Consider the following 26,768-nt stretch of genomic DNA (forward strand, 5'->3'; position numbering starts at 1 on the left):
CCGTTTGTGCATGGCCTGTTCTAATAATTCTTTTATAAATAATCATTTCGATAAGTGCTGCTCCAAAATAATTCTCCTATTCCCCATCATGACCGCTGTCCGGAAACAGCACTTCTCCAGTTCCCTGTTCAATCGCTATGATTTCCTGCAGGGTAACCGACAGATCACCAGGGGGATAAGGTTTGGTCAAATACTTCTGGACATTGTTCATCAGACTTTTATCTGTTTTGTCCAGCGCCGAGGAAATAACTATCGGAACGTTCGCTGTCCGTTCATCATCCTTCAGCATGCGGATCAGGTCCCAGCCATCCAGTTCATCACCCAGCATCAGATCCACGACAATCGCCACAAAAGGTGTCTTCAGTGCCTGATCAAACGCCTGCTGCGGATGGTAATGATGTGTCACCCGGAAGCCTTTGCCCTTCAGTTCCTCCGACAGCAGCAGGGAAAGACTGTAATCATCCTCTACAATCATTACGTTCGGCTTCGTTTCCTTCTCCGAATTCCATTTATAAGGCTCATCTTCATGCCGGCTGCCGCTATGATTCAGAACCGGAAGACTGAACCATACAGTGGTGCCTTCACCTTCCACCGAATCAATGCCGATCGCACCCTTCTGCTTCTCAATGATTTCCTTGCAGATGGCCAGGCCTAGACCTGTTCCGCCGATCCGTTTGGATGCGCTGTTGTCTACCCGTCTGAATTTTTGGAACAAATGGCCGATCTGATTCTTAGGAATCCCCAGCCCGTGATCCTGGATCTCCACAATAATCCGCTCGGGTTCATTATGCAGCAGTACTTTGATCTCATTGCTGTTCGGTGAGAACTTAATCGCATTGCTAAGCAGGTTGGTCAGTACCTGGACAATCTTGTCCTTATCCACTTCCACCTCTGCATTCCGCGCTGCATCCTCCAGCAGAATATGGTGGGTGCCACTCAGTTTGTACTGGTCAATGACGCCGAGGACAAGCGAGCTCAGATTGACAGGCTCGGCATTGTACTGCTGGGTGCCTGATTCCATCCGCTGCAGATCCAGAAAATCATTGATCAGATCAGTCAGCCGGTGCGCCTCCCTATGAATGGTCTCCAGATATTTCAGCTGCTTCTCCGGCTTCATTGTTCTGGATAACAGCAGCTCTGTGAAGCCGAGCACACTGGATAACGGTGTCCGCAGCTCATGGCTGACCGTGCTGACCAGTTCGGATTTCATCAGATCCAGCTCATATTCCCGGGTAATGTTCCGGTGCACAAACAACGTCCCGAAGCGGATCTCGCGGCGGAATACCGGAATAGCATATACCTCCACATGTTTCATCGCTTCCGTGCCTATGGAATATTTGATCGTGCTAGAGTCAAAGAATGTTTCGGACATCGCCGTTTGGTAGAACAGCCGCAGATCGTCCTGCTCATTGGCCCTGTGGATGAAATGTTCTGTCCAGTCTTCCTTAAGGACTACTTCCCCTTCAGTCCATTCATCGTACCCGAACAGCTGGCCAAGGGCTTTATTCATCTGCAGCATCGTTCCGTCCATTTGGACAAACTGAATTCCTTCATTGACGTTATTGACAATGTCCCTGTTCAGCATCCGGCCATCTTCGATTTCTTCATACATGAACAGCCGCTCAATGGCCAGCGCCACCCGGTTCATCATGCCTTGAATCTCGTCGGTTTCTTCTTCGCCAAAGGAATGTCCGATCCGGGTACCGCAGAATACAGCCAGCACCTCATCATCAGCATTGACAACCGTTGTGTAGTAATCATAGGAATATATGCCTTCCGGAGAAATGCCCTGCTCCCGTAAGGATGCCGGACGTTTTGTAATATAGGATTTCTCCGTTTGCATGCGGAACAGCATATCATTATTATCACTATCAAGATAACGTTCCACATTCTCCAGAGGTACGCCTTTAACGACGGCAATTTTGTCTTTGACCATCAGGAAAAAGCTCGAGTCGAACGCATATTGCTCATTCATAAACCGGATAAACTTTTCGGCGAACTCCTGCTTGTCCAGAGTATAGGTAATGTCATGGTTGAGCTGATTGCTCCGCTCCAGCAGAATCTTGGTTTGTTCCGTCTTTTTCAGGGTATCCGCCAGCTCCTGCTGCACACTTTTCATGGAAGAAATATTGTTGGCGATGAGAATGTACTGGTAGACATGGCCTTCATCATTCAGATAAGGCATCGCCGTCAAATGCAGCCAGATCACCGAACCGTCCTTGGCCCGAATCTGAATCTCGTCGCTCCATACCCCGCCCGTGGTCAGCTTGCGGAGAATTTGCTGCGCCTGATCACCTGAAATATTATAAAGCTCGAACAGCCTGAAGGTGTAACCGATGATCTCCGGGTTCTTATACCCCGTATACTCGCTCAGATTTTCATTAGCATAGGTGAATACGCCTTTGTTCGAAAGAATGGCGACTGCAGAGGACTGATCCAACGCCTTCATCATGCTCTCGATCTCGCTTAAAGACCGTTCCAGCTTAAACTGCTGATCCTGAAGCTCATTCTGCTGCGCATGCAGTTCTTCGTTCTGCATCGTCAGCTCTTCTTCCTTGTCCTGTATGCTTCTCGCCATATTCAGGAATGCTTCATAGAGCCGGCCGATTTCATCCTGCCTCTGAAGCTTGCTTAGCAATACAGACCGGCCTTCCGCAAGCGAAATAGTTGCCTCTTCCAGCTTCACGATCGGATCAATAAGAACCTTCAGAATCCTCCAGATCATCAGGGTGAACAGAAGCAGCAGGAAGCTGCTTAATACGAATGCTGCAATGGTAAACCTATTAGCTTGCTTAATGGAGTCGGCAGCCATTTCGTTCAATTGTGCATCTGAGCGCGCTTTGTATTGCTTCGTGTATGAAAGAAATTCGTTTACCGCCTGGGTGTTGCCATCCTGTGCCAACGCCCGCAGCGCAACATAATTATCTTGCTCGACCAGAGCGATCGCCTTAGGCAGCGTAACTTTTTGATAATTTTGACTGTATGCCGTCAATTGGTCCTTGAACTGCGATTCTTCCGGGGACAGCTTCAGCAGGGAATACGTATTAAGGACTTCCCCCAGCTTCTGCAGCGCTTCATAAGCGAGCTTCAGCTCATTATCATTTTTCAGCGCCGTGTAGCCTCTGACCCGAAAAAAAACATCATTCAGCGTCGTTGCCAGTTCATCGATCGTCTCCGCCTTGTTCTGCAGCACTTCCCGGTCATGGCTCAACTTGTTCTGCTGAGAAGTTATATAGAAGAACAAGAGCAGGCCAGTCAGTGCGATGAGAACAAATAAGCCTGAAATAATGCGGAAATATTTATCTTTGATGCTCAAATTAACGAATTTTTTTCTTTTCACCAAGAATACCCTCCACGATCTGCAGGAGCTCTGTCGGACTAAACGGCTTAGGCATGAAATAACGCGCGCCCGCCTCCCTGGCTCTGCTCCGGTCTATTTCCTGCGCCTTGGCGGTCAGCATCATTATCGGCGTGGAGTTCTTCATGTCCTCGTCCAATTCAGACAAAACTTCTATGCCGGTCATTTCCGGCATCATATAGTCCAATATCACCAGATCGTAGAGATCATCCGATAGCTTGGCAAGCGCCTCAACCCCATTTTCAGCGGTACGGATCTCCACATCTTCAAGTTCCTCCAGTGTATCTTCAATCAGCATGCGCAGAACATCTTCATCATCTACTACAAGTACTTTTTGCATCTTTCTCTCTCACCTTTCAATGTACCCTAAACCATTATCAGCGTTTCAGCGCTAAATGTTTCAGAACAAAAATCTGTGGGCCAGCCGTTCAATTCTTATGAGCAGCTCCGGCAAGTGAAACGGCTTAATAACATAATCATCTGCGCCCATTTGCAGGGCATGTATGATATCCCGCTGGTCGTTCCGCCCGGTCAGCATGATCACGAGAATATTCACTTCCGGATAACTGCCGCGGATCCGCTCAAGCACCTCCAGCCCATCCAGCTCCGGCATAATGCCATCAAGCAGGATGATAAATTTCTCCTCGGAAGCATACCAATCCGACTGGAGAAACTGCGGGCCGTTAGAATAGCTGCTTACTTTCACTTTGGCAATGCTCTCCGGCTCCCATGCTTGGAACTGATGGGTCACTATTCTGCGGATCAGCGGATCATCGTCGACGATGATGACATTCAGAACCGACTCCAGCTTGCCTGCCGGCAAATGCTCGTCATACAATGTGGTCTGGTTTCTGCCGGCATGTTTGCTGGCATACAGCGCCTGATCCGCTTCGTCAATAAGTTTATCGGCATTGAGATGAGATTCCGTTACCTCTGTGATCCCGGCGGAGAAGGAAACATTAAATCGTTCATTTTTGGCCCAAAACTCTTTCAAGGAAAACTGCTGCTGAATCCGTTCGATGACAAGCATGGCCGATGCGGCATCGGTATTGGGCATGAACAGGGCAAACTCTTCACCGCCATAGCGGCAGAATGTATCCTCCACCCGGATGGATTTCAGCACCAGCTCGGAAAAAGTCTGGAGTACCTCATCTCCGACCAGATGGCCGTAGCTGTCATTCACATGTTTAAAGTAATCCAGATCCATAAGCGCAAGCGAAAACGTCCGCTCGGTCCGCCTGAAATCGGAGATCAGCTGCTTCATCGTTTGATTAAAATATTTGCGGTTAAATGCCCCGGTCAGCTCATCCACGATTATGGATTTTTGCCATTCAAGCTTCAGCTCAAAGCGGTTCTTAATGAGTACCAGGAACAAATCAATATCTACAGGCTTCGGGATATAATCCATCACACCCAGCGAATAGGCATACATCTGCACATCCTTGGAATGTTCACCGCTGACGATAATAATCGGAATACGCTCTTTCTTCGCCTTGCCGATGATTTGTTTCAGGACATCAATCCCGCTCTGATCGGGCAGCAGGATATCCAGCAGGATCATGTCCGGCTTGCTTTCATAAAAAATTTTGAGTCCCCGTTCGGCGGATAATGCAATACTCACAAAATAGGACTGCTTCTCCAGCGATTCCCTTAAAAAGGCTACCAGCTCTACATCATCATCAATGAGCAGAATTTCATATTGCTTCTTGCCGTCAGGCAACATTGCCGCTTGCAACCCCGGGACAGGTATTGCTCCATTCATCAATTGCTTATCAAAAAGCCCCAGCAAAGGATACAAATAATCCCCCCACTCGGCCTCTGTCCAATTTTTATAAGATTCATCCGAGAAATAAAGCAATGTGCTGCCGGCATACTCCTCCACCAGGTGAAGGCCTACCGTTCCGGCCGTGCCCTTCAAATTATGCAAAAAGCGGTAGATTTCCTTTTCCTCGACGTCTGGCTGTTCCGACCACTTTTGCAGGGTTTGCCTGGTACGCTGCTCAACCAGCTCTTTGTATTTTCTCGTTGTCATAGTTACTCCTTCAGACGATCATGTCAATCTATCAGTTGATCATATATTTTTAACACTGTCAACTGTATTCTAATGAAATTAGGGCATAAGATCAAATTTCTGATCAGACTGACAAAAAACCTTTGGTTGATGACTGCAACATCATTTGCAATAATAATTGCAACGGTTCATTCCGTTAATGCGGCGGATGAACAGAGAATAGATAAATAGGAGGCTTTTTCATTGAAGGGGATTATAACAGTACTGGGAAAAGACAAAGTAGGGATTATCGCCAAAGTCTGTACCTACCTTGCAGGCCACAATCTGAACATTCTCGACATTTCGCAGACGATTGTGCAGGACTATTTCAACATGATGATGATTGTGGATATTTCCGCACCAAGCAAGTCCTTTGAAGAGATTGTGGAGGACCTGCAGCAGGTGGGCGAAGAAATCGGCGTTGAAATCAAGCTCCAGCACGAGGACATTTTCAATATTATGCACCGAATCTAGCTAGCAGCGAAAGGAAGAGATAGGGATGATTTCACTTGTGGAAGTGCAGGAAACGAATAAAATGATCCGCGAAATGAATCTGGATGTCCGCACCATTACGATGGGGATCAGCCTGATGGACTGTGCCCATACAGATTTGCGGGTGTTTAACCAGAATGTATACGACAAAATCACCCGGTCCGCCGAAAAGCTGGTGAAGACCGGTGAGGATCTGGAACGGCAATTCGGCGTACCGATTGTCAATAAACGGATCTCCGTCACCCCGATCTCCATTGCAGCCGGTTCCGTGCATACGGATACGTATGTGCCGGTTGCCGAAATTCTGGACAAGGCGGCCAAAGAGGTGGGCGTCAACTTTATCGGCGGCTTCTCGGCGCTTGTGCAGAAAGGCTGCACCAAAGGCGACCGGATTCTGATCGACAGCATCCCTGAAGCGCTGGCTGTGACGGAAAGAGTCTGTTCCTCTGTGAATGTAGGCTCCTCGCGCAGCGGGATCAATATGGATGCCGTGAAGCTGATGGGCGACATCATCCTCCAGACAGCGGAACGCACCAAGGACCGTGATTCCATCGGCTGCGCCAAGCTGGTTGTCTTCTGCAACGCCGTTGAGGACAACCCCTTCATGGCCGGAGCATTTCACGGCGTGGGCGAGCGGGAATGCGTGATTAACGTTGGGGTCAGCGGCCCTGGTGTAATCAAGCGCGCGCTGGAAGAAGTAAAGGGCCAGGACTTTGAAACGCTGTGCGAGACGATCAAACGAACCGCCTTCAAGGTGACCCGTGTAGGACAGCTTGTTGCACAGGAAGCCTCCAAACGGCTGGATGTGCCGTTCGGCATCATTGATCTGTCGCTGGCACCCACCCCTTTGGTCGGTGACTCCATCGCCGAGATTTTCCAGGTCATGGGCCTCGAGGAAGCCGGAGCACCCGGCACCACGGCTGCACTCGCCATCCTGAACGACAACGTCAAAAAAGGCGGCGTCATGGCCTCCTCTTATGTCGGCGGACTTAGCGGCGCGTTTATCCCGGTCAGTGAAGACCATGGCATGATCCAGGCTGTTCAGCGCGGTGCGCTGACGCTGGAGAAGCTTGAAGCGATGACCTGCGTCTGCTCCGTCGGCCTCGACATGATTGCCATTCCGGGCAGCACCAGCAAAGAAACCCTCTCCGGCATTATCGCTGATGAAGCCGCAATCGGCATGGTCAATAACAAGACAACCGCCGTACGCCTCATCCCGGTTATCGGCAAGGAAGTCGGCGAGATGGTCGAATTTGGCGGTCTGCTCGGCTACGCCCCGGTGATGGCCGTGAATCCTTTTAACTGCGCAGGGTTCGTGAACCGGGGCGGACGTATTCCCGCTCCAATCCACAGCTTCAAGAACTAATATGTGCACAAAAGCGCCGCCTCACCTTATTAGGTGGGCGGCGCTCTTTTTGTAAACCAACCGGGTGATAGAACAGCCCGCGCCTTAGAAGACATGACCCAGCTTTTCCGGTCCTACAACCAGATAGAAGCTCTGAATCTGCTCCCCTGCCCGGTCCAGCACCAGACATAGCACGGCTTTAACCTCGCCATCCTGCCTGAATACCAGTTGATCTTCACCGTTAACCGTTTCTACAGACGGCTCCGATTCCCGCAGCCGGTTCAGCACCCGGCGCGAAGTCAGCAGTGCCAGCACTCCCTTGCGGCCAACCATCGGCCTAAGGATCGTATGGACATCCTGGCCGCCGCCATCGGCAACAAGCACGGGATGATCGGACAGCAGTTCCAGCATCGCACTGACATCATAAGCGGTAAAAGCCTCGGTAAAGCGCCGCAGCAGGCCAGATCTCGCCGTTCCCGTCCCGGGCTCGGCCATGGTTGCAGAAGGTTCGGCCTGAAGTGTGCGCTTGGCCCGGCTAAAGATTTGCCGGCAATTGGCTTCCGCTTTGCCCAGCATCTCTGCGATATCCCCATAATCGTACTGAAAGGCCTCGCGCAGTACAAATACCGCCCGTTCAGTGGGCGACAGCCGCTCAAGCAGCACCAGAAACGCATACGACAGCGTATCCTTACGTTCCGCTGCTGCCTCAGGTCCGTCATAAGGTTCGCTTACCGGCTCAGGCAGCCACTCGCCGATGTAAGTCTCTCTACGGCTGCGCGCCGAGTTCAGCATATTCAGGCAGCGGTTGGTAATGCCTTTTGCCACATAGGCCTTCATATTGTGAATGCCGGTCCGGTCACGCCGCTGCAGCTCGGCGAAGCAATCCTGCACCGCATCCTCCGCATCAACCGCTGTTCCGAGCATCCGGTAAGCGATGGAGAAGGCGTAAGCCTTGTAACTGAGAAACAGCTCCTCCATCCCCGGTGCTTGAGATGCAGTTAACCTTGTGCCGGCCTCGTTGCTTTGTGGTTTCAATGGCACTCCTCCTACTCCTGAATTTATCCTCAGCGATTTAGAGGCTAGCTCCCGGATACATTCCTGTAGAAATGGCTAACCGGTTCCAGCAATTGATCGTATTGATCGCCATAATCCAATCAACAAATTCTTCTTCGCTGAAATGCTCCCGGACCTTCTCATATACATCGTGGGGCACGCCGGCTTCACTGATATTTGTGACAGCTTCGGCAAGCTCAAGCAAAGCTCTCTCTTTATCCGTAAAGATCGGCGCCTCGCGCCATACCGTAACCAGCAGCAGTTTATCCTGATAATCCCCCAGCTTCAGCAAATCCTTGGCGTGCATATCCAGGCAGAAGGCGCAGCCGTTCAGCTGGGATACCCGTATTTTGACCAGTTCAGTCAGGAGCTTATCGCTGCCCCGGCCTGCGGTATGCTGCTCCAGCGACATCATTGCCCGGAAAGCGGGCGCGTTCACTGCTCTGTAATTGAATCTCAAACTCATCATAATCTCCTCCTCAATGTGTTTACAATACTGTAGACAACCGGGCGGATTATTTTGTGACAACTATTTCAATATATTTGTTCAAGTTATGCTGCTGCTCGCTTGTCTCTTCTTGCCGTGATCAGCCGCCAGCCGGTAAGCAGTGCCGAGACCAGGCAAATTGCCGAGGAAGTCATAAATACAACATGCATCCCCGAGAGAAAAATATCCGGACGGCCCGGAACCAGATCGGTTACCCGATGCCCTGCCTTGCTGCTCATCACATTAAACAGGATGGAGGTGGCGATGGTGATCCCGACAACCATGCCCACATTGCGGACCAGCGAGTTGACGCTGCCTGCGGAACCGAGCTGTGTCCGCGGCACCTTGGACATGATGAGTGAATTGTTGGGCGATTGGAACAAGCCGCTGCCGACACCGAGCATCGCGATCCACAATCCGACCAATAGCACAGAGCTTCCGTCATGCAGCCGGGCCAGCCCAAACTGGGCGATAACCATCACGATTAGTCCGGCAAAGGTCAGGAGCTCGGAACCGATCTTATCGGACAAGGCTCCGCTGACCGGCGAAACCACCACCATGCAGATCGGAAACAGCATAAGCAGAAATCCGGCATAAAAAGGCGACAGATTCAGCATGTTCTGCGCATAGAACGGGGCAATGATGTTGAAGCAAAAGTTAGCCACGAACACAAGAAATGCACACAAAATGCTGAGTGAGAATAAGGGGTTCTTGAACAGCGAAAGCTGCAGCAGCGGCTCCGTGCGGCGCAATTCTACGGTAATAAAAGCAATAAATGCAGCAACTGCGATGATCAGCGCCGTGAGGATGCGGGCATCCCCATAGCAAAGCTGCTGCCCGAGCAGCAGTCCGGCAAACAGCGTTAGGATAAACACCGCGAACAGCATGCTTCCGGGAATGTCGATTTTCGATTTTACCCGTACCAGATCCTTAGGCAGAACCTTCCATCCAAGCACAACGGCAATCAGGCCAATCGGAAGGTTTACCCAGAAAATATATTCCCAGCCCAGTGTTGAAACAATAATCCCGCCCAGACTCGGTCCGGCGATACTCCCCAGCGATACGAAGGTGCCGATAAGCCCCAGCGCTTTGCCCCGCTCTGTAGCCGGGAAAATATCCGTCACAATCCCCTGGCTGTTCGCCATGGTCATGGAGGCCCCGATCGCCTGAATCACACGCGATATTATAAGGAAAGGCAGACTTGTGCTCAGCCCGCAGAGCAGCGAGCCGACGATAAAGACGATCGTGCCGATTTTGAAAATCCGGATCTTGCCGAGCATATCTCCAAGCTTCCCGAAGAGCAGGATGACTGCGCAAATAGCCATCAGATACCCTGTCGTTACCCATTCGACCTGAGCTACCGGCAGGTTCAGCTGCTTCACCAGCACGGGCAAAGCAATATTGACAATACTTCCGTCGAGCGTTGACATAAAGGTAAAAAGATTTAAGACGATCAGGATAATCCAGCGTTTCTTCTGGATGGCGGCATCATCCTGATAGGTTGCGGCAATGGAACTCATAACTAACACCCTCTTGAATCAGTTTTTAGAGATAGTTGCATGCGCAACTATCTGGCATTCCCCAGTGTACCGTAAACTAGTTGCGCACGCAACGACTTTGTTGTAATATTTTGAGCAGATAAAGGGTTGCAACAGCATTAAACCTAAAGAGGTGTCATTTTTGAAAAAAGAACCGATTGGCAAGTTGATTTCCAACCTTCAGCGTCAAAACCAGAAATATTTAGCCCGGGAGTTGGCTCCTTATGGGATCGGCGGCGGCGGGCAGCACAGCTTTCTTAAGCTGATCCTTGGCCATCCTGGAATTACCCAGGATCAAATGACAAATGAGATGAAGTTCGATAAAGCAACAACCGCCCGGTCCGTCAAACATCTTGAGCATTTGGGTTATATCGAACGGAGAACCGATCCGAAAGACCGCCGCTCTTCGCTCCTGTATCCGACCGCTAAGTCACTTGAGTTCGCACCGGTATTTCAAGCTATAATGGATGAACTTAACCGCAAGCTTTCGGCCAATTTAACGGAGGAGGAAGCAGATCTATTGGTTACTCTGCTCCAAAAGATCAGCATAAATTCCGGAGAGTTGTGATTCGGGGAGGGGGAGGATTGGATGGTCCAGGGCAAAGGACTGGGCTTGTCCGATCAACTGCTAAATGAGGAAGCAGTCGCCACGCTGCCCTGTCCTCAGAACTCATTATCTCGCCCACGCCAGCCTCTATTTCAGACTAATGCCCTCCAGAATGCAGTCCCAAGTCTCATTATCCCCGGCCCGGTTCGGAATGCTCAGTGAACTGATGCCGGGTAGTCCCCATTCGTTATCGATCACAGACTCCAGTCCGTCCACTCCGTTTACGATCAGAATATGGAAGGTTCCCAAAGTTAACGAGCCCAGCGTTTTTTGAAGCTGCTGTGACTCTTCATAAGTACTTCCCCAGCGGATGAACAACGCCTTCCGGCTGACAATCAGCTGATCCAGCAAGCGCTGGCTGCGCATGTCGATTTTATCCTTAAAGCCCGGATACACGGAGCCCCACTCCTGCTCCTCAAGAATAGGAAAATCATGAACGGAAATCACATAATAATAGTAATCTTTTATCAAATACGATCGGACCGGCATCACAACTTCATTCTCCACAAAGACATCGTCCCCTTCGTCCGGCACCTCATCCGGCAGCTCCATGTATTCCGGGAATCGTCGGCTGAGCAGCAGGTTCACATCTGTATGGGATAACGAAACAACCCAGTCAAGAGGCGATGAAAAAGTCCTCAAACCCCTTCTGCGCAAATGCGCCGCCGGTTCGCAAGAACTTCCTAGGCATACAATGCAATCATAAGCCCCCTTGATCTCCTCAAACCTCATCTGTCCTCACCTCTATCCTGTTTTTGTATTATTTAATGCCCTTGAGCCAAAAATGCTTGGATGCTAGATTAGGAATGTTTTGCCCATTCATAAAAAACAAGTTAAAATGTAAACCAATATGAAAAAATAATGAACTTTCAGAAAGGAAGCAAGGCTCATGTCGATTGTAAGTGTAAAAGAACATTTCCGTACCTTTAACAAAGAGCAGGATGTACTGGAGTTCGCCACTTCCAGCGCTACCGTAGAAATGGCGGCGGCGACGATTGGGGTAATTCCTGCCCGTATAGCCAAAACCTTGTCCTTCCGCGGGGTAAATGACGATGCCATTCTAGTCGTTGCTGCAGGAGATGCCAAGGTCGACAACAAGAAATTCAGAGAAGTCTTCGGTTTCAAGGCGAGAATGCTCAGTCCCGATGAAGTTCTGGAGCAGACGGGTCATGAGATCGGAGGGGTTTGTCCATTCGGCCTCGCCCGGGAGCTTAAAGTTTATCTGGATATTTCCATGCAGCGCTTCGATACGCTGTTTCCGGCCTGTGGCAGCACCAATTCTGCGATTGAGCTGACCTGTGATGAATTAGCCCTGTACTCTACAAGTACGGACTGGGTGGACGTATGCAAAGACTGGGATGAGCCGCCACTGCCCGGGGACGGACAAGCTTTATGAAGATAAATCCGGCCAAGGGCCACACATCGCCATCGCAGCCAAAAGAACGGTTTCCGCTGTCACTTCTCTGTCTTACCCTTGGCGCATTTGCGATTGGCATGACCGAGTTTATCATCATGGGGCTTCTGCCCAATGTTGCGCATGACCTCGGGGTAACCATACCGCAAGCCGGACAGCTTATTACCAGCTATGCGCTTGGTGTAGCCATCGGCGCACCTATTCTGACTATCTTTACGCACCGGTTGCCGCAGAAGCAGCTGCTCGTCATTCTGATGTGCATTTTTATATTCGGCAACGCTGTGTCGGTGATTGCGCCTACCTACACGTTGCTGATTATCGCCCGCATTCTTACCGCCTTCGCGCACGGGACCTTCCTGGGGGTAGGCACAATCATTGCCGCCAGATTGGTAAGGCCGGAGAAACGGGCCGGGGCCGTATCAGTCGTGCTTGCGGGCTTGACCGTCGCTAATATTATCGGAGTGCCGTTCGGCACCTTTATCGGCCAGCAGCTCGGCTGGCGGGCCTCCTTCGGGGCTATTACCGTGCTGGGCATCGTCTCATTGTTCGGTATTATCCGGTTTATTCCCGTGATTGTCCAGGAGCAGACTGCCAATCTCCGCGAACAGGTGCGCGGTCTGGTGAATCCGAAGGTGCTGCTGATTCTGCTCACCGGAGCGCTGGGCTGCGGCAGCCTGTTCTCGCTCTTCACTTACATCACGCCAATGCTGGAGAACATTACCGGCTTTGCCGAACATCATGTCACCTGGATTCTCGTGCTGTTCGGAGTTGGCGTCACCATCGGAAATATTGCCGGCGGCAAGCTGGCTGACTGGAAACTCATGCCGTCACTGATGGTTAACTTCGGTGTGCTCGCACTGATTATCTCTATGTTCACGCTGACGCTGCACAATCCGGTGCTTACCATTATTAATATCTTTCTTTGGGGAATCGCGGCGTTCGGCATTATGCCCGGCATCCAGCTGCGGATCATGAACCTGGCCCATAAAGCGCCGCTGCTGGCCACAACCTCAAGCCATTCCGCTCTTAATCTGGGGAATGCGGCAGGTGCTTATCTCGGCGGGGTCACCATCAATTCATTCGGCCTATCCTCCATTCCCTGGCTTGCCGCTCTCCTTGCAGTACTGGCCTTGGCCGGTGCTTGGCTTAGCTACCTGTCAACGAGCGGCCGTGCCGGAGCCGTTGTTTCCGGCGATATACCCGCCGCTCCGTAAGGAGAAGCGGGGGAATATTCTTTTGGGTTAGACGAAATGGTTTGGACAACACAGAAGGCCGGATTTCCCTGATGGGAACTCCGGCCTTCTGTCTGTTCGGGTGCTACGGGCAGCGGAAGCATTTTTCACCAGAATACGAGCAATTACAAGCTGATGAGAGTACTGACAGCGGCTGATCAACCTGGAACGTAGCACTAACGTAGCACTGTACTCATAGCTGCTAATCAACCTGGAACGTAGCACTGTACTCATAGCTGCTAATCAACCTGGAAGTAGCACTGTACTCATAGTTGCCTACTTTCTACAATGTTTTCTATCCTTACGGACTCAGATGCAGCTATTGTGGAAAAACAAGATGATTAATCCACAAGCGGACTCAGGTGCAGCTATTCCATCGATTATAGCCATGATCCGCATCAAGATCAGCATATAACGTCACTGGAGTCCGAAAGTCCAAAAAAACACACGATCTATCTTAAATAAGGACGCTGGGGTCCGAAAGCTTGTTTATACAACACTAGAGCTGCTAAGTCCACTCACTCGAAACCAAATGTCTAATTGCACTCCACCCGTAATCTCCTTACATACGTCATCCTTTACGTTTACGTCACTTTAACTCTCAGTCAACACCAGAACATCGCCTTACTCCATCCTTTACTCCCTATCCACTCCCCCCAACCGTCCTTTCCATGACCCCGACCGCCAAAGCTCGCTATTCCGCCGTATCGCCCATTTGCTCCGCCTCTCTGCTTTTCACGATCACGTTGACTTCTTGGGTGATCTGATCCCCGCCCTGCCTTTTCCATTCCGCCACAAAAGTATCAAAGCTGCTCACCGGCGTATCACCGACGATAATGTTCAGGAAGGTCTCGCTCTCCAGCTTCTGCAGCGCCGGCCATACACTCTGCATATGGGTTGTGCTGCCATAAAAAACGCTGCGCACGCCTTCAATAGCCGTCGTGGACAATACGGCTGCCCCGTATTTGTAAGAATTGGCTGCTTTCCAGCCCTCCAAATTCTTCTTCGGCTGCTCCTCCTCGGCGAGCCACCGCTCATAGATGACCCTGGTATCCGGGTCTAGCAGATTCGGGTCGATCTTGCCGTGCAGCGCCTGCTGAATGTCCGCATAATGCTTCTCAATAGCGCCGGAATAATCAATCAGCAGATCAAACGGGTAATATGCACGCGGCTGAATGCCGGTCTGCGCCGAGAAGTCATCCAGTTTCTTGACTTCCTCCGTGTTGGGGTCCCGTCTTCTCTCCAGCCGGGTGAAGACGTTGAGCAACTTCATAACGGCTTCGGGATGCTCATACCCTTTGCGGACGACCAGATAGCGGTCAGTTACCGGCGCCATATGCGCGGCGAATTTGCCTGCGCTGTCCAGCGGCGCGGCATAGGCCCGCCATTCCGCCTTTGTATCAAGCGCCACTGCCTCTGACAGCGGATAGTAGGGCATCCACCACGGGCCGAAGAACATCCCCGCATTGCCGGAGATAATCGGCTCCTGCGTTTCTTTATACAGCGCAAATTCAGGGTCGATTAGGCCGCGTTTGTACCAGTCGGCCAGCTTGGCTAACGCTTCTTTGGTTTCCGGTGCAACTGACCCGTAAACAATCTCGCCGCTGCCCGTTCTGATCCAGTTGGTAGGAAAAGCGTGAAAGGCGCTGAACACGGAGTCCAGGCCATTCACATGCGGCTTGGTTCCGTACACGATATTTTTGTAGGCGCTAAGCCCCAGCGTATCCCGTTTACCATTGCCATCAGGGTCCCTTTCAACAAACGCCTTCGCAATGGCTTCAATATCCTCAAAGGTCCGCGGAGCCGGAAGCTCCAGCTTGTCGAGCCAATCCTGACGGATCCAGAGCAGAGACAGGGAATCCGCATTGATCGCCACATTCGGCAGCCCGTACAGCTTGCCGCCCCGGGAGGCATCGCCAAGCGCCTCGCCTTTGGTCGAATCATACATATCCTTGATCAGCTCTGAGCCATATTGCTCGTATGTTCCGGTCAGATCCGCAATCATATCGCTGTCGATCAATTTTTTTAATTGATCCCTGTCCACCACCACGGCATCGGGCAAATCATTGCTGTCGATGGCCAGCTGCACTTTTTGATTAAACGGCTCCTCGCCTTTCGCCTCCCAGGAGTGGATAACCCTGATGTTCGTGAGGCTCTCCAGATACCGGGAAATCGGGTTATTGTCATTGCTGTCGCCGGTGTTCAGCCGGGAATCAGGCACTTTGAACCCTACGCGCATTACGACCGGGTCTTCATATCTGCCATAAGCAGCAGTTTCGGCGGCACCGCCGCCCGGTTCGCTTCCTGCGGAATCCGACGGCCCCCTGCTGCCTTGGCATGCCGGCAGACAAAGCAGCAGCAAGGCGGAGATGTAAACAGTAAGCCTCTTCGTCAAGTCCTCATCCCCTCCGCACGGTATTCACTCGGCAGCTTACCGACCCGATCCCGGAACAGCCTGCTGAAATAACGGTCATCCTCAAAGCCTGATTTGCAGGCAATCTCGCAAATGGGTTCATTACTTTCCAGCAGCAGCGATTTGGCCAGATTCAGCCGCATCTCCCGCAGACTCTCCCCAAAGCTCTCCCCGGCAAAGCGGGCGAAGCATTGGCTGAAATAGCCGCGGCTCATATTGACAGCGGCTGCAACATCGCTTTGATTGATTTTGTCCCCGGCATGGCTTCGCATATAACGGACAGCCCGGATGAGGCAGAGCATCACCTCTTTGCTCAGGCCCAGCTCAATCATCCGCCGCTGCGCATGATCGGAGAACTGCCGTAGCCAGTGTTTCCATTGGCACCAGTTCAGGTTATTCCCTGCCGCCGCTTGCAGCTGCGCCGTCTCCTCGGGCTTCAGCAGCAGAGCCCCCCAATTCCCGAGCAGTGCATACCCAAAGTCGGAAACCCGCTGCGGTGAAGGCTTTTGTATCACTACTCCGGCCATAAAAGTCTCCCATCCGCCCCGGTCTATCGTCCATCTGAGATTCAGTGCTCCTTGTAGAACATCTTCCTCATCTCTGAAGATCGTTGCTTCTGATGCCATTACTTTAAGCTCGGCATAGTTCAGTCTGGCCGGTTCCTCGGCTCCGCCGGAATAGAACAACGCATGTTGCGCTGACAGCCCAAGGATCTTCTCCACTTCCTGCAGGCTTTGATCCCGCAGTCCGCTCACCAGCGCCGTCTGCCAGCGGCCCCCAAGCATTTGCTTGAGCTCACGACTGCCATCTTCCTCCGCATACCGCTGGTGCAGCGGCGTGATCCACATGTCCTGAAAAGTGATCAGCGGATAGTTCTTCACCACCGAGAGCTGAAACAGCTCTTCCTCGCTGGCCCGGGGGTCCAGCGGGATGTAGAGCAGCGCCTTGTCCGCAGCGATAATCCTGCCCTCTCCGCGGCTAAGCGACTCCCGGGTGCTGTCCTCCCATTTGATCCGTTCAACCAAACGGCGGATCGTCTCATCCGCATTCTCCACCTCCAGCAGTGTCTTCACAATGTAATCAACCGCACCCAGGCGCAGCGCCTCCTGCACATAATCAAATTCATGATGGCAGGTCAGCACTACACAGCGGATGGCTGGGAACCGCTGCCGCACCTGCCGGATGAGATCGAACCCGGACATCCCCGGCATGGTGAGATCGACAAACAGCAGATCGGTCTCCTGCTCGCGGAGCAGGGCCAGCGCGGCGTTGCCGTCCCCGGCCTCGCCGACAATCACAACTCCAAAGGACGACCAGTCAATCAGCGAGATGAAGCCTTTGCGCACAAGCCGCTCGTCATCGACCACAACAGCCTTAATCATCGAAGTCCTCCTTGCTTTTCTTAGGTATGATAATGGATACACATGTGCCTTCCCCCGGGTTGCTGGCAATTTGCAGCGTCATCTGCTCTCCGTAATACATCCTCAGCATCCGCATGACGTAGGAGAAGCCGATGCCGAGCCCCCGCTTTCTGGCACCGTCATCCGAGAGCAGCTCTTCAATCTTGTCAGAGTCCATTCCCGTTCCGTTATCCTTCACACACAACAGAATTTCATCTACATCATGTGCGGTAATTATAACCTCGACCTTCCCGTTATCGCTGAGCCCGTGATAAATCGAATTTTCGACCAGCGGCTGAAGCAGAAAACGCGGTACCGCAGCGGACAGCACATCTTCCTCCGCTTGCACATTGAACTCAAATTCATAATCGTAACGGATGCGCTGAAGCTCCATATAATTGCGGATAGCTTCGATTTCTTCACCGATCGTAACAATAATGCTCTGTTTGCCGAGATTGTAATGCAGCACCTTCACCAGCAGCGTGACCAGCTTGTCAATTTCCTTCTGCCCGTTCAGCCGGGCGAGCCACTGCACCGTGTTCAGCGTATTGTGCAGGAAATGCGGGTTGATCTGGCTGAGCAGCTTCTCAATCTCGAACTGGCTTTTCTGCTTCTCATTGCGGGCTACGGCCAGCAGCAGATCATTAACCTGATCCTTCATCTGCTGAAAGTTGCTAAGTACAAAGTCGAACTCCTCCACATTCGTGAAGGCAACAGGCGCGGTAACATTTTCGGCCATACGGATAATTTCCACGTTGACTTTGCGCAGAGGGCCATAAATCCGCTTCCAGATCAACCAGGCCAGAACTCCGGCAAAAAGCAGTGTGGAGAGGGCGAGCAGAATCATTTTGTAGAACCAGGAGTAAATTTCGCTGTTAAATACCGATTTCTTCACAACAGCCACCAGCTTCCAGCCCTGCGGACTCTCGTATCGGAACAGATGGTAGCCGTCCAGCTCCTCATGCGGAAGCCCCGAAGATTTCCCTGCCGCTTTGACGATCTTTCCGGGCAGCTTGCCGTCGATGACATGGGTAAAAGTGCCGCTCTGGTTGACCAGCAGATGGTTTACCTTCATTCCATAGGCTTCCTGCTTAAAAATTTTGCGCAGCAGACTGTAGTTCGTCTCCAGATAGATATACAGCTGATGCTGGCCGCTCACCCTGACAATCCGCTGCTCGGAAAAAACCACGTTATCGCCTACAGCATACATCGTGCCATGCGGCCCGTAATAATCAGCTCCGTTATAGCGCATAAAAGAAGGCAGCGTGCTGATATCAAAGTTCCTCCGCGCGCTCATGTTGGTAAACAGCACCGGATCATCGCTGCCAGGCATGATATAGGCAGTTAACCCTATGTAAGGATTGGTGAAGTTGACCAGATTAATCTTCTGGTTGATCGAACTCATAATCTGCGATTTGCGGTAAATCTGCTTCTCCAGCAGAAAAGAAGACATTTCCTCCACAATCTGGCCGTCAAGCGCAAACTGCTTGGAGGCAAAATCAAGATTGTCGATGGCATTCTCCAGGCTGAGCGCCTCCTGGCGCAGGCTTGCGCTGATCCCGCTGCCGATTTTCCCCGAAAGAATCGAAAAAATCGAAGTGTAGGATACAATTCCGACGATCAGGAGCGGCAGCAGCGTACCGATCAGCAAATAAATCACCAAGGTAGTCCGCAAAGATTTGACTGCCGGCGTATGGCTCCCTGGCTTCGTTCTGCTCATTTTCCGTATCCTCTCTTCTTTTTGTAAGCGTTTTATATAATAGAATTAGAATACCAGATTTAACCTGAACTGAAAATAATAAGGCAGAACAGCTCACCGCGCCGCCCTGCCTTATCTTTATGCTCTGTCCCTGCTTACTTTACACTTTTGCGGGCCTCGAATAGCTCCTCCGCTTTTTTGACCGAAAATTCAATAACGTCGGCATAGCCGAGACCGTTGACCTTGTCATGCATTTCCTTGTTCAGCTTGTCAAATTCAGCCTGATTTTTGGCAAAAACCATTTTCCAGGAAATCTGCTGAATGACTGTACCGATCTGTTTATTTTTCTGCTCCAGCGTTTTATCCATGATCAGCGGCTCTTTGCCGGTGAAGCCCTGCGGCGCAACGGCAAGCAGATTATTTTTCTCAAAGTATTCCTTAGCGGTCAGTACGCCCATCTTTGCTCTCCAGTCACTGTCAAGCTTCGATGGATTGCGTTCCAGTGTTGTCTTCCACAGATTGTGGTCATACGGCTCGCTTGTCTCAGGATTCTCCATCGCCGGAACAACAAACGAGAAATTCATCTGATTTGACCCGTAATAATAGTCACCGCCGCCGAATTCTTCAGGTACTTGGGTGTTCTGCTGGTCAGTGTAAGCCTTCCAACCGAAATCGGTGACTACTGGCTGGCCACTGCTGTTAATATCCCAGGTCAAGCCCTTAGGACCATTAGGTACAGCTGTTCCGCTGCCTGCCGAGAGCATCGCGCCTTCCGGCGTATACATCCAATTGAGGAACTCCATAATCCGCGCAGGCTCCTTGGCTTTTGCTCCGATGGAGATAATACCGTTGCCGCCGTACACATTGAAGCCTGTTGAATACATCAGTTCATCCTTGAACGGTACCAGTGCAAAACCTTTACCTTCCGCCGTTCTTTCCGCGGTATTGTAGTTGGCGGCACCCAGCCACGGGAACCAGGAGAACAGCATACGGCCATCCTTGTATTTCGCCACCACATCATCAAATTTCTGGGTCAGGGAGTCAGGATCAAGCAGCCCCATTTGGTTGGCCTCGTAATACAGCTTGAGCGACTTCATGTACCAGCTGTCCTCGGAGAGGAAATCATAATATTTCTCTTCATCGGCTTTAACGTAGACTGCAGTATCGGGGATTTCATCATAGCCCAGCATGTTGGCGAATTGCTTTGCCAGCGTCATTTTGTAGTTGCCGTCCCAGTCGGACCAGAGCGAGAAGGCATAGGTTTTTTTGCCTTGCTCATTCTTCGGCTCAAGCTCCTGCATCTTTTTCAGGACCGGCAGGTAATCCTCAATGGTTTTAATCTCCGGTGCCCCGATTTGCTGGTACAGATCCCAGCGTAAATCCGGTCCCCAAGTCATATCCTTGCCTTCGGAAGGGCCGGAAGGATTGGTAGCAACACTGTTTCCGATGCCATAGACTGCGCTGCCCCCGCCAAAGGCAACTTTAGCCTTCTCCACAGCTTTCGGGAATTGCTTCATGATATCGGTGCCGTATTTATCAAGCAGCCCATCCTGCGTCCAGTCCAGCAGCAGCTTTCCTTTGATCGCATTGGGATAGTGGTTTTTATCATCCCCGAAGACGATGATATCTCCAAGATCGCCGGAAGCCATCATCGCCGAGATTTTGGTGTCCCCGCCGGTCAGGTTGGAGGCGACGATATCCAGCTCGATGTTGAATTTATCCTTGATGACCTTAGCGAACCAGCCTGTCTGCGGCCCCGCATAGTTGGCGGTTGTTGAGAATACCGTCAGCTTCAGCGGTTTGGAATGATCAAGTGCGCCGTCATCCGGTGCTGCGGTTTCTTTTGCCCCGTTCGTAGCCTCAGTGACCGGTTTATCTGTACTCTCCGCTTTGCCCCCATTGCCTGAATTCCCGTTTCCGCCGCCGCAGGCTGCCAGAACGAACACCATGATGGCGCTCAGCAGAAGCAGCGATAACCTTCTGAACTTCATAGCTTGTTACCCCCTAAAAGTTTTGTGAGAATCTGCTCCTCTTGAATCTGCATCGAACAAAACTCGTTTAGTAAGCATACACTCAGCCCTTGACTGCGCCGATCATAATGCCTTTGACAAAAAAACGCTGGAAAAACGGATACACAATCAGAATTGGCAGTACCACAATCATCGTTACTGTCATCCGGACTGAGGTCGGTGTCTGCATGTTCTGGACGCTGGCCGCCATATCCGGTGAATTTCGTATCAGCGCTGCCAGCGAACTGGACTCATTTAAGTAACGCCAGAGCAGAAACTGCAGAGTGTAATATTTCGTATCCGTCATCAGAAATGCGGTATCAATGAAGGAATTCCACTGGCTTACCGCTGAAAATATCGTAATCGTAGCCAAAATCGGCGTCGTCAGCGGCACAATAATACTCCAGAACACCCGCAGATAACCTGCTCCATCCATGCTCGCGGATTCCTCCAGTGAAGGCGGGATCGCCTCCACAAAGGTTTTGACCAGAATAATATTGAAGGGCGTAATGATTGTCGGCAGAATATAAGCCAGATAATTGTTGGTCAGATGCAGGTTGTGCATCGTAATGTACCAGGGAATTAGCCCGGCGCTGAAATACATCGTAACCACGACGCTGCGGTACCAGATTTGCCGGCCCCACATCTCCTTTTTGGTGAACAGATACCCCAGGAAAGCCGAAGCTCCCACGGTCAGCATTGTGCCGACTACTGTACGGTAGACCGACACCAGCGCCGCATGGCTGAGCCCGCTGATCCGCAGCACCTTGAAGTAGTTGTCGAAATGGATCTCACGCGGATAATATTTGATATAGCCTGCTGCACTGAGATCATTGGAGCTGATCGTGTTGATGAACAGATAATAGAACGGATAAATGCAGCTCAGGGTGAACAATCCAAAGAGCAGATAGTTAATTCCCTGGAACAGGGCATCGCCGGGCTTTAGCTTTTTTCGCAAGTGGAGTCACCCCCTTAAATGATAGATTCGTCGCGCACCACTCTCGACAGCGTATTGGCCGCGAACAGCAGAATGACGCTGACGACCGATTTCAGCATGCTGACCGCCGTGGCGAACGGGAAGTTGTTGGCAAAGGCGATATTGTACACATACAGGTCCAGCACTTCGATGGCATCCTTGTTCATTGCATTCTGGAAGGCAAAATACTGTTCCATCCCGTTATTCACAAAGTTCCCGATCGAAAGCAACAGCAGTACAAAGAAGGTAGGGATAAGACCGGGCACGGTAATATGCCAGATTTTGCGGAACCGGCTGGCTCCGTCCACCTCTGCCGCTTCATACAGCTCCTGGTCAATGCCGGCAATCGCCGCCAGATACAAGATCGCCCCCCACCCGAGCGATTTCCACCAGTACCATGCAATCATCGTGACCCAGATATTCGAGCTGGAAGCAAGAAAATTGTATCCCTCATCGACTATGCCCAATTGCACGAGTATGCCGCTCACTACCCCGCTATCCACGGAAAACAGCGAGAACGCCAGCGCATAGACGAGAATCCAGCTGATGAAATTCGGAATCGTGGTCAATGTCTGTACGAACTTGCGGTACCAGCCCGACTTAATCTCGGTGAGCAGTATCGCAAAAATGACCGGAAAAACAGAGGTAATCAGCCCCAGGGAGCTCATCGCCACCGTGTTCTTCAGCACGCGCAGCACTTCGGCGGTCTGCGTCGGATTCGAAACCATAGTCCGGAACCATTTCAGCCCGACATACGGTGTGTCCGACAGCGGAATGCCGGGGATGAAATCATAAAACGCGTAGATCCATCCGCTGATCGGCAAATAGTAGAAAATAAAGGTCACAACAAGAAACGGAAGCGCCATGAGAAACAGCTTGTGTTTGTTCTGCAGCTTCCTGCGGGATGGACGGACCGGCTCCACTCCGCGAAGCAGCTCTTCGGAAGGTACCCCCATATCGGAATCTCCTATATCCAGATTTTGTTTACGCTTTCATCCTACCAGACCTAAGCACAACGCCGGGAGAGAGGACAGATCGCCATTCCGTGAGAGCTGTAGCACAGTTTCGGACCATTTTCGCAGGGGATTGGACCATTTTCACAGGGGGATGCCAACAGAAACAGACCGCCGGGAACCGGTGGCCTGTTTCTAGTTCTATTGTGAAATTATGAATTGCACATGAAGACGGTAACTGGGATGATTATCGCATCAATCAAATGAAGGGGACACATCCTTCATATACAGTTTGAACTTAAGATCTTTCGATTTTGGGTTATTGTCGTAACTGCGGAGAATGTTTGGACTTCCGGCCGCTGTTGTCTGCAGATTTCTTGATTTTATTCCGCTGTTCGCGGTTGAAATCCACAGACAAAGGCGGACGCTAACGCTCCGTAAGTATCCAAACTTCCCCTCCGTCACTTCCACCCTTTTTAAATTTCCAAGTTCAATCTTCATAGGAGGTTATGCCGTTGTTAAAAAATACCGCAAATATCCTCTCAATCAGCCGGATCGTGCTCTTGCCTGCCTTGTTTTTTGCTTACGGCAATGCCCTGCTCTTTACGGTAGTCTACCTGGCTTGCGGGCTTAGTGATTTGTTGGACGGGTATATAGCCCGTAAGACCAAAAGTGAAAGTACCTTGGGCGCGAAGCTGGACTCCATTGCCGACCTCGGCTTTTTTGCTGTAGTTATGGTGTCGATCATTTTCAAGAATGGGGATGAAATCTTAGAATATCTGCCATGGATCGCTGCCACCGTGCTCATTCGCATGGCCAACCTGGCCATTGCGGCGTATAAATATCATTCTTTTGCCATCCTGCATACCTGGGGAAACAAACTCGCCGGTTTTTTGCTGTTTGCAACTCCGCTCATCCTTCACTTGGATCAAGCAGCATGGCTTTTGCCGGTATGTTTCGTCGCCGTTCTGTCGGCAGCGGAAGAGAGCATTATTCACCTTACCTCCACCGAACTTGATTTGAACAGAGCCAGCCTTTTTTACAAAAGATAAATGAATTGCTCGTCTGTTTTGGAATTCATCTAATAAATAGCTTCATCAACTTAACATAAAACGGATTCACTATGTATCCGGTCGGGTTTACTGAGTACCTTTTACCCGTATTTAATCGGTTGACCTTCTCCATCTCTTCTGCGGTTAATTCAAAGTCGAATATTTCGCTGTTTTCTTTTATCCTTTTGGGGTTTGAAGATTTGGGGATTACAATAATCCCCCGCTGCAGATGCCAACGCAAAATAACTTGCGCCGCCGACTTTTTGTGATGACGAGCAATTTCCGCTAACTCCTTGCGGTCCAGCAGTGCTTTGTTACCTTGCCCCAATGGCCCCCAGGCTTCATGCGAAATTCGATGCTGCACAAGATAATCATGCAATTCGTTTTGTGGAAATTCCGGATGGGTCTCGATTTGGTTAATCATCGGTGGAATTCTGGAATGTGCCATAAGATGTTCAAGATGTTGTATCTCAAAATTCGCAACGCCGATAACTTTGATTCTCCCTTCGGAGTATAATTCCTCCATCGCTTTCCATGCCTCAACGTAATGAGGACTTGCAAAATGAATCAGGTACATATCGAGATACTCTACTTTAAGTTTTTTGCAGGTATGTTCAAAGGCCTTTTTCGTTGCGTTATAACCGAGATCCGTCGTCCACGCCCCTTCTTTACGAACACTTATAATTTGTGCATCCTTCAATATTCTTAAGTGATGGGAAACAGCCGGACGGGAAAGATGGGTTCTCTCCTTAATTTCACCCACCCGCATGCCAGGATATTGTTGTCCTTGAATCAGGGTCATGAGAATGGCTTGCCTGGTTTCATCTCCGATTGCAGTTAATACCTTTTGATTATTTTTAAATTCGTTTGTGAGATTAGCTATGATCTCTTGTTTCACATGATTCTCCCCCTTTCTTGATTCAAGTGTTTAATTCTTTCGACGGATAAAGGATAACACACGTCTCTTTTTCGAAGCCACATCGGGAAAGAAAATCGAGACCAATTTATAAATATTTACTAGATGGCGAATAAGAGCCGCTTCCGGATGACTGTAGTATAATTACAAGAAAACATTCAGGGAGGGCAGATCCAGCTCAATGCAAACAATGCGTAAATTAATCATTCTGAGTTTGGCAGTTGCAACCGTAATGATTATGCTGTTGCAATTACGTGCCACTTCTACTTCCGCAGCTGTTCCTACTTATTTTGTAGACTCCAAAGGCAACGATGACAAAGCGGGCACCAAAAAATCTCCCTGGAGAACGCTCCAGCATGCAGCAGCTCCTCAAAACCGGGCAGCACGGTGTATGTAAGAGGGGGCGTCTATAAGCAAAAGCTTAAAATAAGCCGTTCAGGCTCAGCCCGGGAGGGTTCGATCACGTTCGCTAATTTCCCGCAGGAAAGAGCAATCCTTGATGGCAGCGGACTTTCTGTCACAGGACAACAAGGCCTGATTGAGATTGAAAATGCCAGCTATATCACGATAAAGGGGTTTGAAATCCGTAATTTCAGCACAGCAAAAATAGAGCAATTGCCAATAGGTATATTTGTCCACGGTTCTGGCAGCTATATTAAGATACTGAATAACAAAGTACATGATATCAAAAATACCGCAACACCAGCCGGCAGTGACCTGCTTGGCCGGGATGCTCACGGTATCGCTGTGTATGGCACAGATGCTCCCTCCTCCATTCATCATGTAACGATAGAAGGTAATGAGCTTTATAAGCTGGTACTGGGTTCAAGCGAGTCCCTTGTTATCAACGGAAATGTCGATACTTTTGCCGTGACGAACAATCTCATTCATGATAATGACAATATCGGTATCGATCTCATCGGCTTCGAAGGAACGGCGCCGCATCCGTCCTACGATCAAGTGAGAAACGGATTAGTCAGTGGCAATAGAGTATATAACATCACATCCAACTTTAACCCTTCATACGGTACATCACTTCCTAACCATAGCAACGCGGCTGGCGGTATTTACATCGATGGGGGAAAAGACAGCGTTATTGAACGAAATTACAGTTACAACAACGATATTGGCATTGAAATTGCCAGTGAACATGGAGGGAAATCCACAAGCGAGGTTACCGTGCGGAGCAACATAGTCTACAGTAACCGGTATACGGGAATAGCGCTGGGCGGATACGATATGGAACGAGGTTCAACAGTAAATTGCAAGATCATCAACAATACCCTATATCACAATAATTCACTAAATGATGGCAGTGGTGAAATTTTGCTACAGTACGATACCAAAAATAATATGATCACCAATAATATCATCTTTGCGAATTCATCAAATGTCTTCATCTATAATGAACAGAAGAAAAACTCGGGAAATGTAGTGGACTACAATCTTTATTACGCTTCCGGAGACGTATCGACAGCAAGTTGGATTTGGAAAAACCAGGAGTATATCGGTTTCTCCACCTATAAGACCCATACCGGAAATGATAGCCATTCTATTTTTGCCGATCCTGGTTTTGTGGATCAAACCTCCCATGATTTTCACCTTAGAGCTGCTTCCGCCGCAATCGATGCGGGTAAAGCTTACAGTTTCATCACCAAAACCTTGGACATTGACGGTCAAACAAGACAACAGGGAGCATCAGTTAACATAGGGGCCGATGAGTAACGGCTCACGTGCGTCGCAGGATTTCACCCTGTGGTAAATGTAAGCTAAG

22 protein-coding genes are annotated in these 26,768 nt (G+C 50.4%); 8 read left to right on the plus strand and 14 right to left on the minus strand.

The window, feature by feature from the left end; all coding sequences use genetic code 11:
• Positions 1–76 precede the first annotated feature (76 nt).
• From NSS79_RS21920 to NSS79_RS21930, 3 genes are read right to left on the minus strand one after another with little or no spacing between them, the layout of a single operon-like run.
• Positions 77–3,340 carry an ATP-binding protein gene (locus tag NSS79_RS21920; protein WP_342436145.1) on the minus strand — a complete coding sequence of 1,088 codons (3,264 nt, stop codon included), beginning with the start codon at positions 3,338–3,340 and terminating at the stop codon, positions 77–79.
• On the minus strand, positions 3,318–3,698 hold the full coding sequence (locus tag NSS79_RS21925) for a response regulator (protein WP_342436146.1): 381 nt from the start codon (positions 3,696–3,698) through the stop codon (positions 3,318–3,320). Before NSS79_RS21925 ends, NSS79_RS21920 begins: the two co-directional genes overlap by 23 nt.
• Before the next feature lie 60 nt (positions 3,699–3,758).
• Complete coding sequence (locus NSS79_RS21930; protein ID WP_342436147.1) at positions 3,759–5,390, minus strand: diguanylate cyclase; 1,632 nt, start codon at positions 5,388–5,390, stop codon at positions 3,759–3,761.
• A gap of 222 nt (positions 5,391–5,612) precedes the next feature.
• Here NSS79_RS21930 and NSS79_RS21935 point away from each other — a divergent pair, with 222 nt between their 5' ends.
• Both NSS79_RS21935 and NSS79_RS21940 read left to right on the plus strand, forming a co-directional pair.
• Complete coding sequence (locus NSS79_RS21935) at positions 5,613–5,882, plus strand: ACT domain-containing protein (protein ID WP_019910116.1); 270 nt, start codon at positions 5,613–5,615, stop codon at positions 5,880–5,882.
• A 28-nt stretch (positions 5,883–5,910) separates the two neighbouring features.
• Positions 5,911–7,266 (plus strand): PFL family protein, encoded by a 1,356-nt coding sequence (locus tag NSS79_RS21940; protein ID WP_256718062.1) that lies wholly within the window; start codon positions 5,911–5,913, stop codon positions 7,264–7,266.
• Between the two features lie 84 nt (positions 7,267–7,350).
• Here NSS79_RS21940 and NSS79_RS21945 read toward each other — a convergent pair whose 3' ends face one another.
• The 3 genes from NSS79_RS21945 to NSS79_RS21955 all read right to left on the minus strand — a co-directional run bounded on the left by NSS79_RS21945 (position 7,351) and on the right by NSS79_RS21955 (position 10,305).
• Positions 7,351–8,223, minus strand: a complete 873-nt coding sequence (locus tag NSS79_RS21945; protein WP_340899772.1) for a sigma-70 family RNA polymerase sigma factor — start codon at positions 8,221–8,223, stop codon at positions 7,351–7,353.
• Between the two features lie 94 nt (positions 8,224–8,317).
• The gene (locus tag NSS79_RS21950; RefSeq protein WP_342440420.1) at positions 8,318–8,764 is read right to left on the minus strand and encodes a carboxymuconolactone decarboxylase family protein; all 447 of its coding nucleotides are present in this window, start codon (positions 8,762–8,764) and stop codon (positions 8,318–8,320) included.
• An 86-nt stretch (positions 8,765–8,850) separates the two neighbouring features.
• On the minus strand, positions 8,851–10,305 hold the full coding sequence (locus NSS79_RS21955; protein WP_342436148.1) for an MFS transporter: 1,455 nt from the start codon (positions 10,303–10,305) through the stop codon (positions 8,851–8,853).
• Positions 10,306–10,465: 160 nt separating this feature from the next.
• Between NSS79_RS21955 and NSS79_RS21960 the strand changes: the two genes are divergently transcribed.
• On the plus strand, positions 10,466–10,891 hold the full coding sequence (locus NSS79_RS21960) for a MarR family transcriptional regulator (protein WP_342436149.1): 426 nt from the start codon (positions 10,466–10,468) through the stop codon (positions 10,889–10,891).
• A gap of 126 nt (positions 10,892–11,017) precedes the next feature.
• Here the strand turns inward: NSS79_RS21960 and NSS79_RS21965 are convergent, their stop codons facing one another.
• On the minus strand, positions 11,018–11,662 hold the full coding sequence (locus NSS79_RS21965; protein WP_342436150.1) for a DUF1796 family putative cysteine peptidase: 645 nt from the start codon (positions 11,660–11,662) through the stop codon (positions 11,018–11,020).
• A gap of 157 nt (positions 11,663–11,819) precedes the next feature.
• Between NSS79_RS21965 and NSS79_RS21970 the strand changes: the two genes are divergently transcribed.
• Positions 11,820–12,326, plus strand: a complete 507-nt coding sequence (locus tag NSS79_RS21970; protein WP_340897549.1) for a YbaK/EbsC family protein — start codon at positions 11,820–11,822, stop codon at positions 12,324–12,326.
• A complete protein-coding gene (locus tag NSS79_RS21975) occupies positions 12,323–13,558 on the plus strand; it encodes an MFS transporter (protein ID WP_342436151.1) in 1,236 nt (411 codons plus the stop codon). Before NSS79_RS21970 ends, NSS79_RS21975 begins: the two co-directional genes overlap by 4 nt.
• 712 nt (positions 13,559–14,270) lie before the next feature.
• Here NSS79_RS21975 and NSS79_RS21980 read toward each other — a convergent pair.
• The 6 genes from NSS79_RS21980 to NSS79_RS22005 all read right to left on the minus strand — a co-directional run bounded on the left by NSS79_RS21980 (position 14,271) and on the right by NSS79_RS22005 (position 23,029).
• Positions 14,271–15,971: an extracellular solute-binding protein gene (locus NSS79_RS21980; RefSeq protein WP_342436152.1), complete on the minus strand. Its 1,701-nt coding sequence runs from the start codon at positions 15,969–15,971 to the stop codon at positions 14,271–14,273.
• Positions 15,968–17,371 carry a response regulator gene (locus tag NSS79_RS21985; protein WP_342436153.1) on the minus strand — a complete coding sequence of 468 codons (1,404 nt, stop codon included), beginning with the start codon at positions 17,369–17,371 and terminating at the stop codon, positions 15,968–15,970. Before NSS79_RS21985 ends, NSS79_RS21980 begins: the two co-directional genes overlap by 4 nt.
• Positions 17,364–19,109 (minus strand): histidine kinase, encoded by a 1,746-nt coding sequence (locus NSS79_RS21990; protein ID WP_342436154.1) that lies wholly within the window; start codon positions 19,107–19,109, stop codon positions 17,364–17,366. Before NSS79_RS21990 ends, NSS79_RS21985 begins: the two co-directional genes overlap by 8 nt.
• A gap of 134 nt (positions 19,110–19,243) precedes the next feature.
• Positions 19,244–21,079 (minus strand): extracellular solute-binding protein, encoded by a 1,836-nt coding sequence (locus NSS79_RS21995; RefSeq protein WP_342436155.1) that lies wholly within the window; start codon positions 21,077–21,079, stop codon positions 19,244–19,246.
• 82 nt (positions 21,080–21,161) lie between these two features.
• On the minus strand, positions 21,162–22,055 hold the full coding sequence (locus tag NSS79_RS22000; protein WP_038594234.1) for a carbohydrate ABC transporter permease: 894 nt from the start codon (positions 22,053–22,055) through the stop codon (positions 21,162–21,164).
• Between the two features lie 14 nt (positions 22,056–22,069).
• Positions 22,070–23,029, minus strand: coding sequence for an ABC transporter permease subunit (locus tag NSS79_RS22005; protein ID WP_038594237.1), 960 nt, complete (start codon positions 23,027–23,029; stop codon positions 22,070–22,072).
• Positions 23,030–23,541: 512 nt separating this feature from the next.
• Here NSS79_RS22005 and NSS79_RS22010 point away from each other — a divergent pair.
• Entirely contained in the window at positions 23,542–24,078 is a 537-nt protein-coding gene (locus tag NSS79_RS22010) for a CDP-alcohol phosphatidyltransferase family protein (RefSeq protein ID WP_342436156.1), read from the plus strand.
• Between the two features lie 25 nt (positions 24,079–24,103).
• On the opposite strand, the gene NSS79_RS22015 is transcribed toward NSS79_RS22010, so the two are convergent.
• On the minus strand, positions 24,104–24,976 hold the full coding sequence (locus tag NSS79_RS22015; protein ID WP_342436157.1) for an aldo/keto reductase: 873 nt from the start codon (positions 24,974–24,976) through the stop codon (positions 24,104–24,106).
• Positions 24,977–25,175: 199 nt separating this feature from the next.
• On the opposite strand from NSS79_RS22015, the gene NSS79_RS22020 reads away from it, so the two are divergent.
• Together NSS79_RS22020 and NSS79_RS22025 are read left to right on the plus strand one after the other, a co-directional pair.
• Positions 25,176–25,391: a hypothetical protein gene (locus NSS79_RS22020; RefSeq protein WP_342436158.1), complete on the plus strand. Its 216-nt coding sequence runs from the start codon at positions 25,176–25,178 to the stop codon at positions 25,389–25,391.
• Positions 25,382–26,719, plus strand: coding sequence for a right-handed parallel beta-helix repeat-containing protein (locus NSS79_RS22025; protein ID WP_342436159.1), 1,338 nt, complete (start codon positions 25,382–25,384; stop codon positions 26,717–26,719). Before NSS79_RS22020 ends, NSS79_RS22025 begins: the two co-directional genes overlap by 10 nt.
• Positions 26,720–26,768 lie beyond the last annotated feature (49 nt).

Origin of the sequence: Paenibacillus sp. FSL L8-0436 (assembly GCF_038593025.1) — a bacterium.
Classification (GTDB): Bacteria; Bacillota; Bacilli; order Paenibacillales; family Paenibacillaceae; genus Paenibacillus_AQ.

Bases quoted from the DNA above. Each gene is read 5' to 3' on its own strand.
- NSS79_RS21925 (WP_342436146.1), bottom strand. From the start codon at position 3,698: ATGCAAAAAGTACTTGTAGTAGATGATGAAGATGTTCTGCGCATGCTG.
- NSS79_RS21930 (WP_342436147.1), bottom strand. From the start codon at position 5,390: ATGACAACGAGAAAATACAAAGAGCTGGTTGAGCAGCGTACCAGGCAA.
- NSS79_RS21945 (WP_340899772.1), bottom strand. From the start codon at position 8,223: ATGGAGGAGCTGTTTCTCAGTTACAAGGCTTACGCCTTCTCCATCGCT.
- NSS79_RS21950 (WP_342440420.1), bottom strand. From the start codon at position 8,764: ATGAGTTTGAGATTCAATTACAGAGCAGTGAACGCGCCCGCTTTCCGG.
- NSS79_RS21955 (WP_342436148.1), bottom strand. From the start codon at position 10,305: ATGAGTTCCATTGCCGCAACCTATCAGGATGATGCCGCCATCCAGAAG.
- NSS79_RS21965 (WP_342436150.1), bottom strand. From the start codon at position 11,662: ATGAGGTTTGAGGAGATCAAGGGGGCTTATGATTGCATTGTATGCCTA.
- NSS79_RS21970 (WP_340897549.1), top strand. From the start codon at position 11,820: ATGTCGATTGTAAGTGTAAAAGAACATTTCCGTACCTTTAACAAAGAG.
- NSS79_RS21975 (WP_342436151.1), top strand. From the start codon at position 12,323: ATGAAGATAAATCCGGCCAAGGGCCACACATCGCCATCGCAGCCAAAA.
- NSS79_RS21985 (WP_342436153.1), bottom strand. From the start codon at position 17,371: ATGATTAAGGCTGTTGTGGTCGATGACGAGCGGCTTGTGCGCAAAGGC.
- NSS79_RS21990 (WP_342436154.1), bottom strand. From the start codon at position 19,109: ATGAGCAGAACGAAGCCAGGGAGCCATACGCCGGCAGTCAAATCTTTG.
- NSS79_RS21995 (WP_342436155.1), bottom strand. From the start codon at position 21,079: ATGAAGTTCAGAAGGTTATCGCTGCTTCTGCTGAGCGCCATCATGGTG.
- NSS79_RS22005 (WP_038594237.1), bottom strand. From the start codon at position 23,029: ATGGGGGTACCTTCCGAAGAGCTGCTTCGCGGAGTGGAGCCGGTCCGT.
- NSS79_RS22020 (WP_342436158.1), top strand. From the start codon at position 25,176: ATGCAAACAATGCGTAAATTAATCATTCTGAGTTTGGCAGTTGCAACC.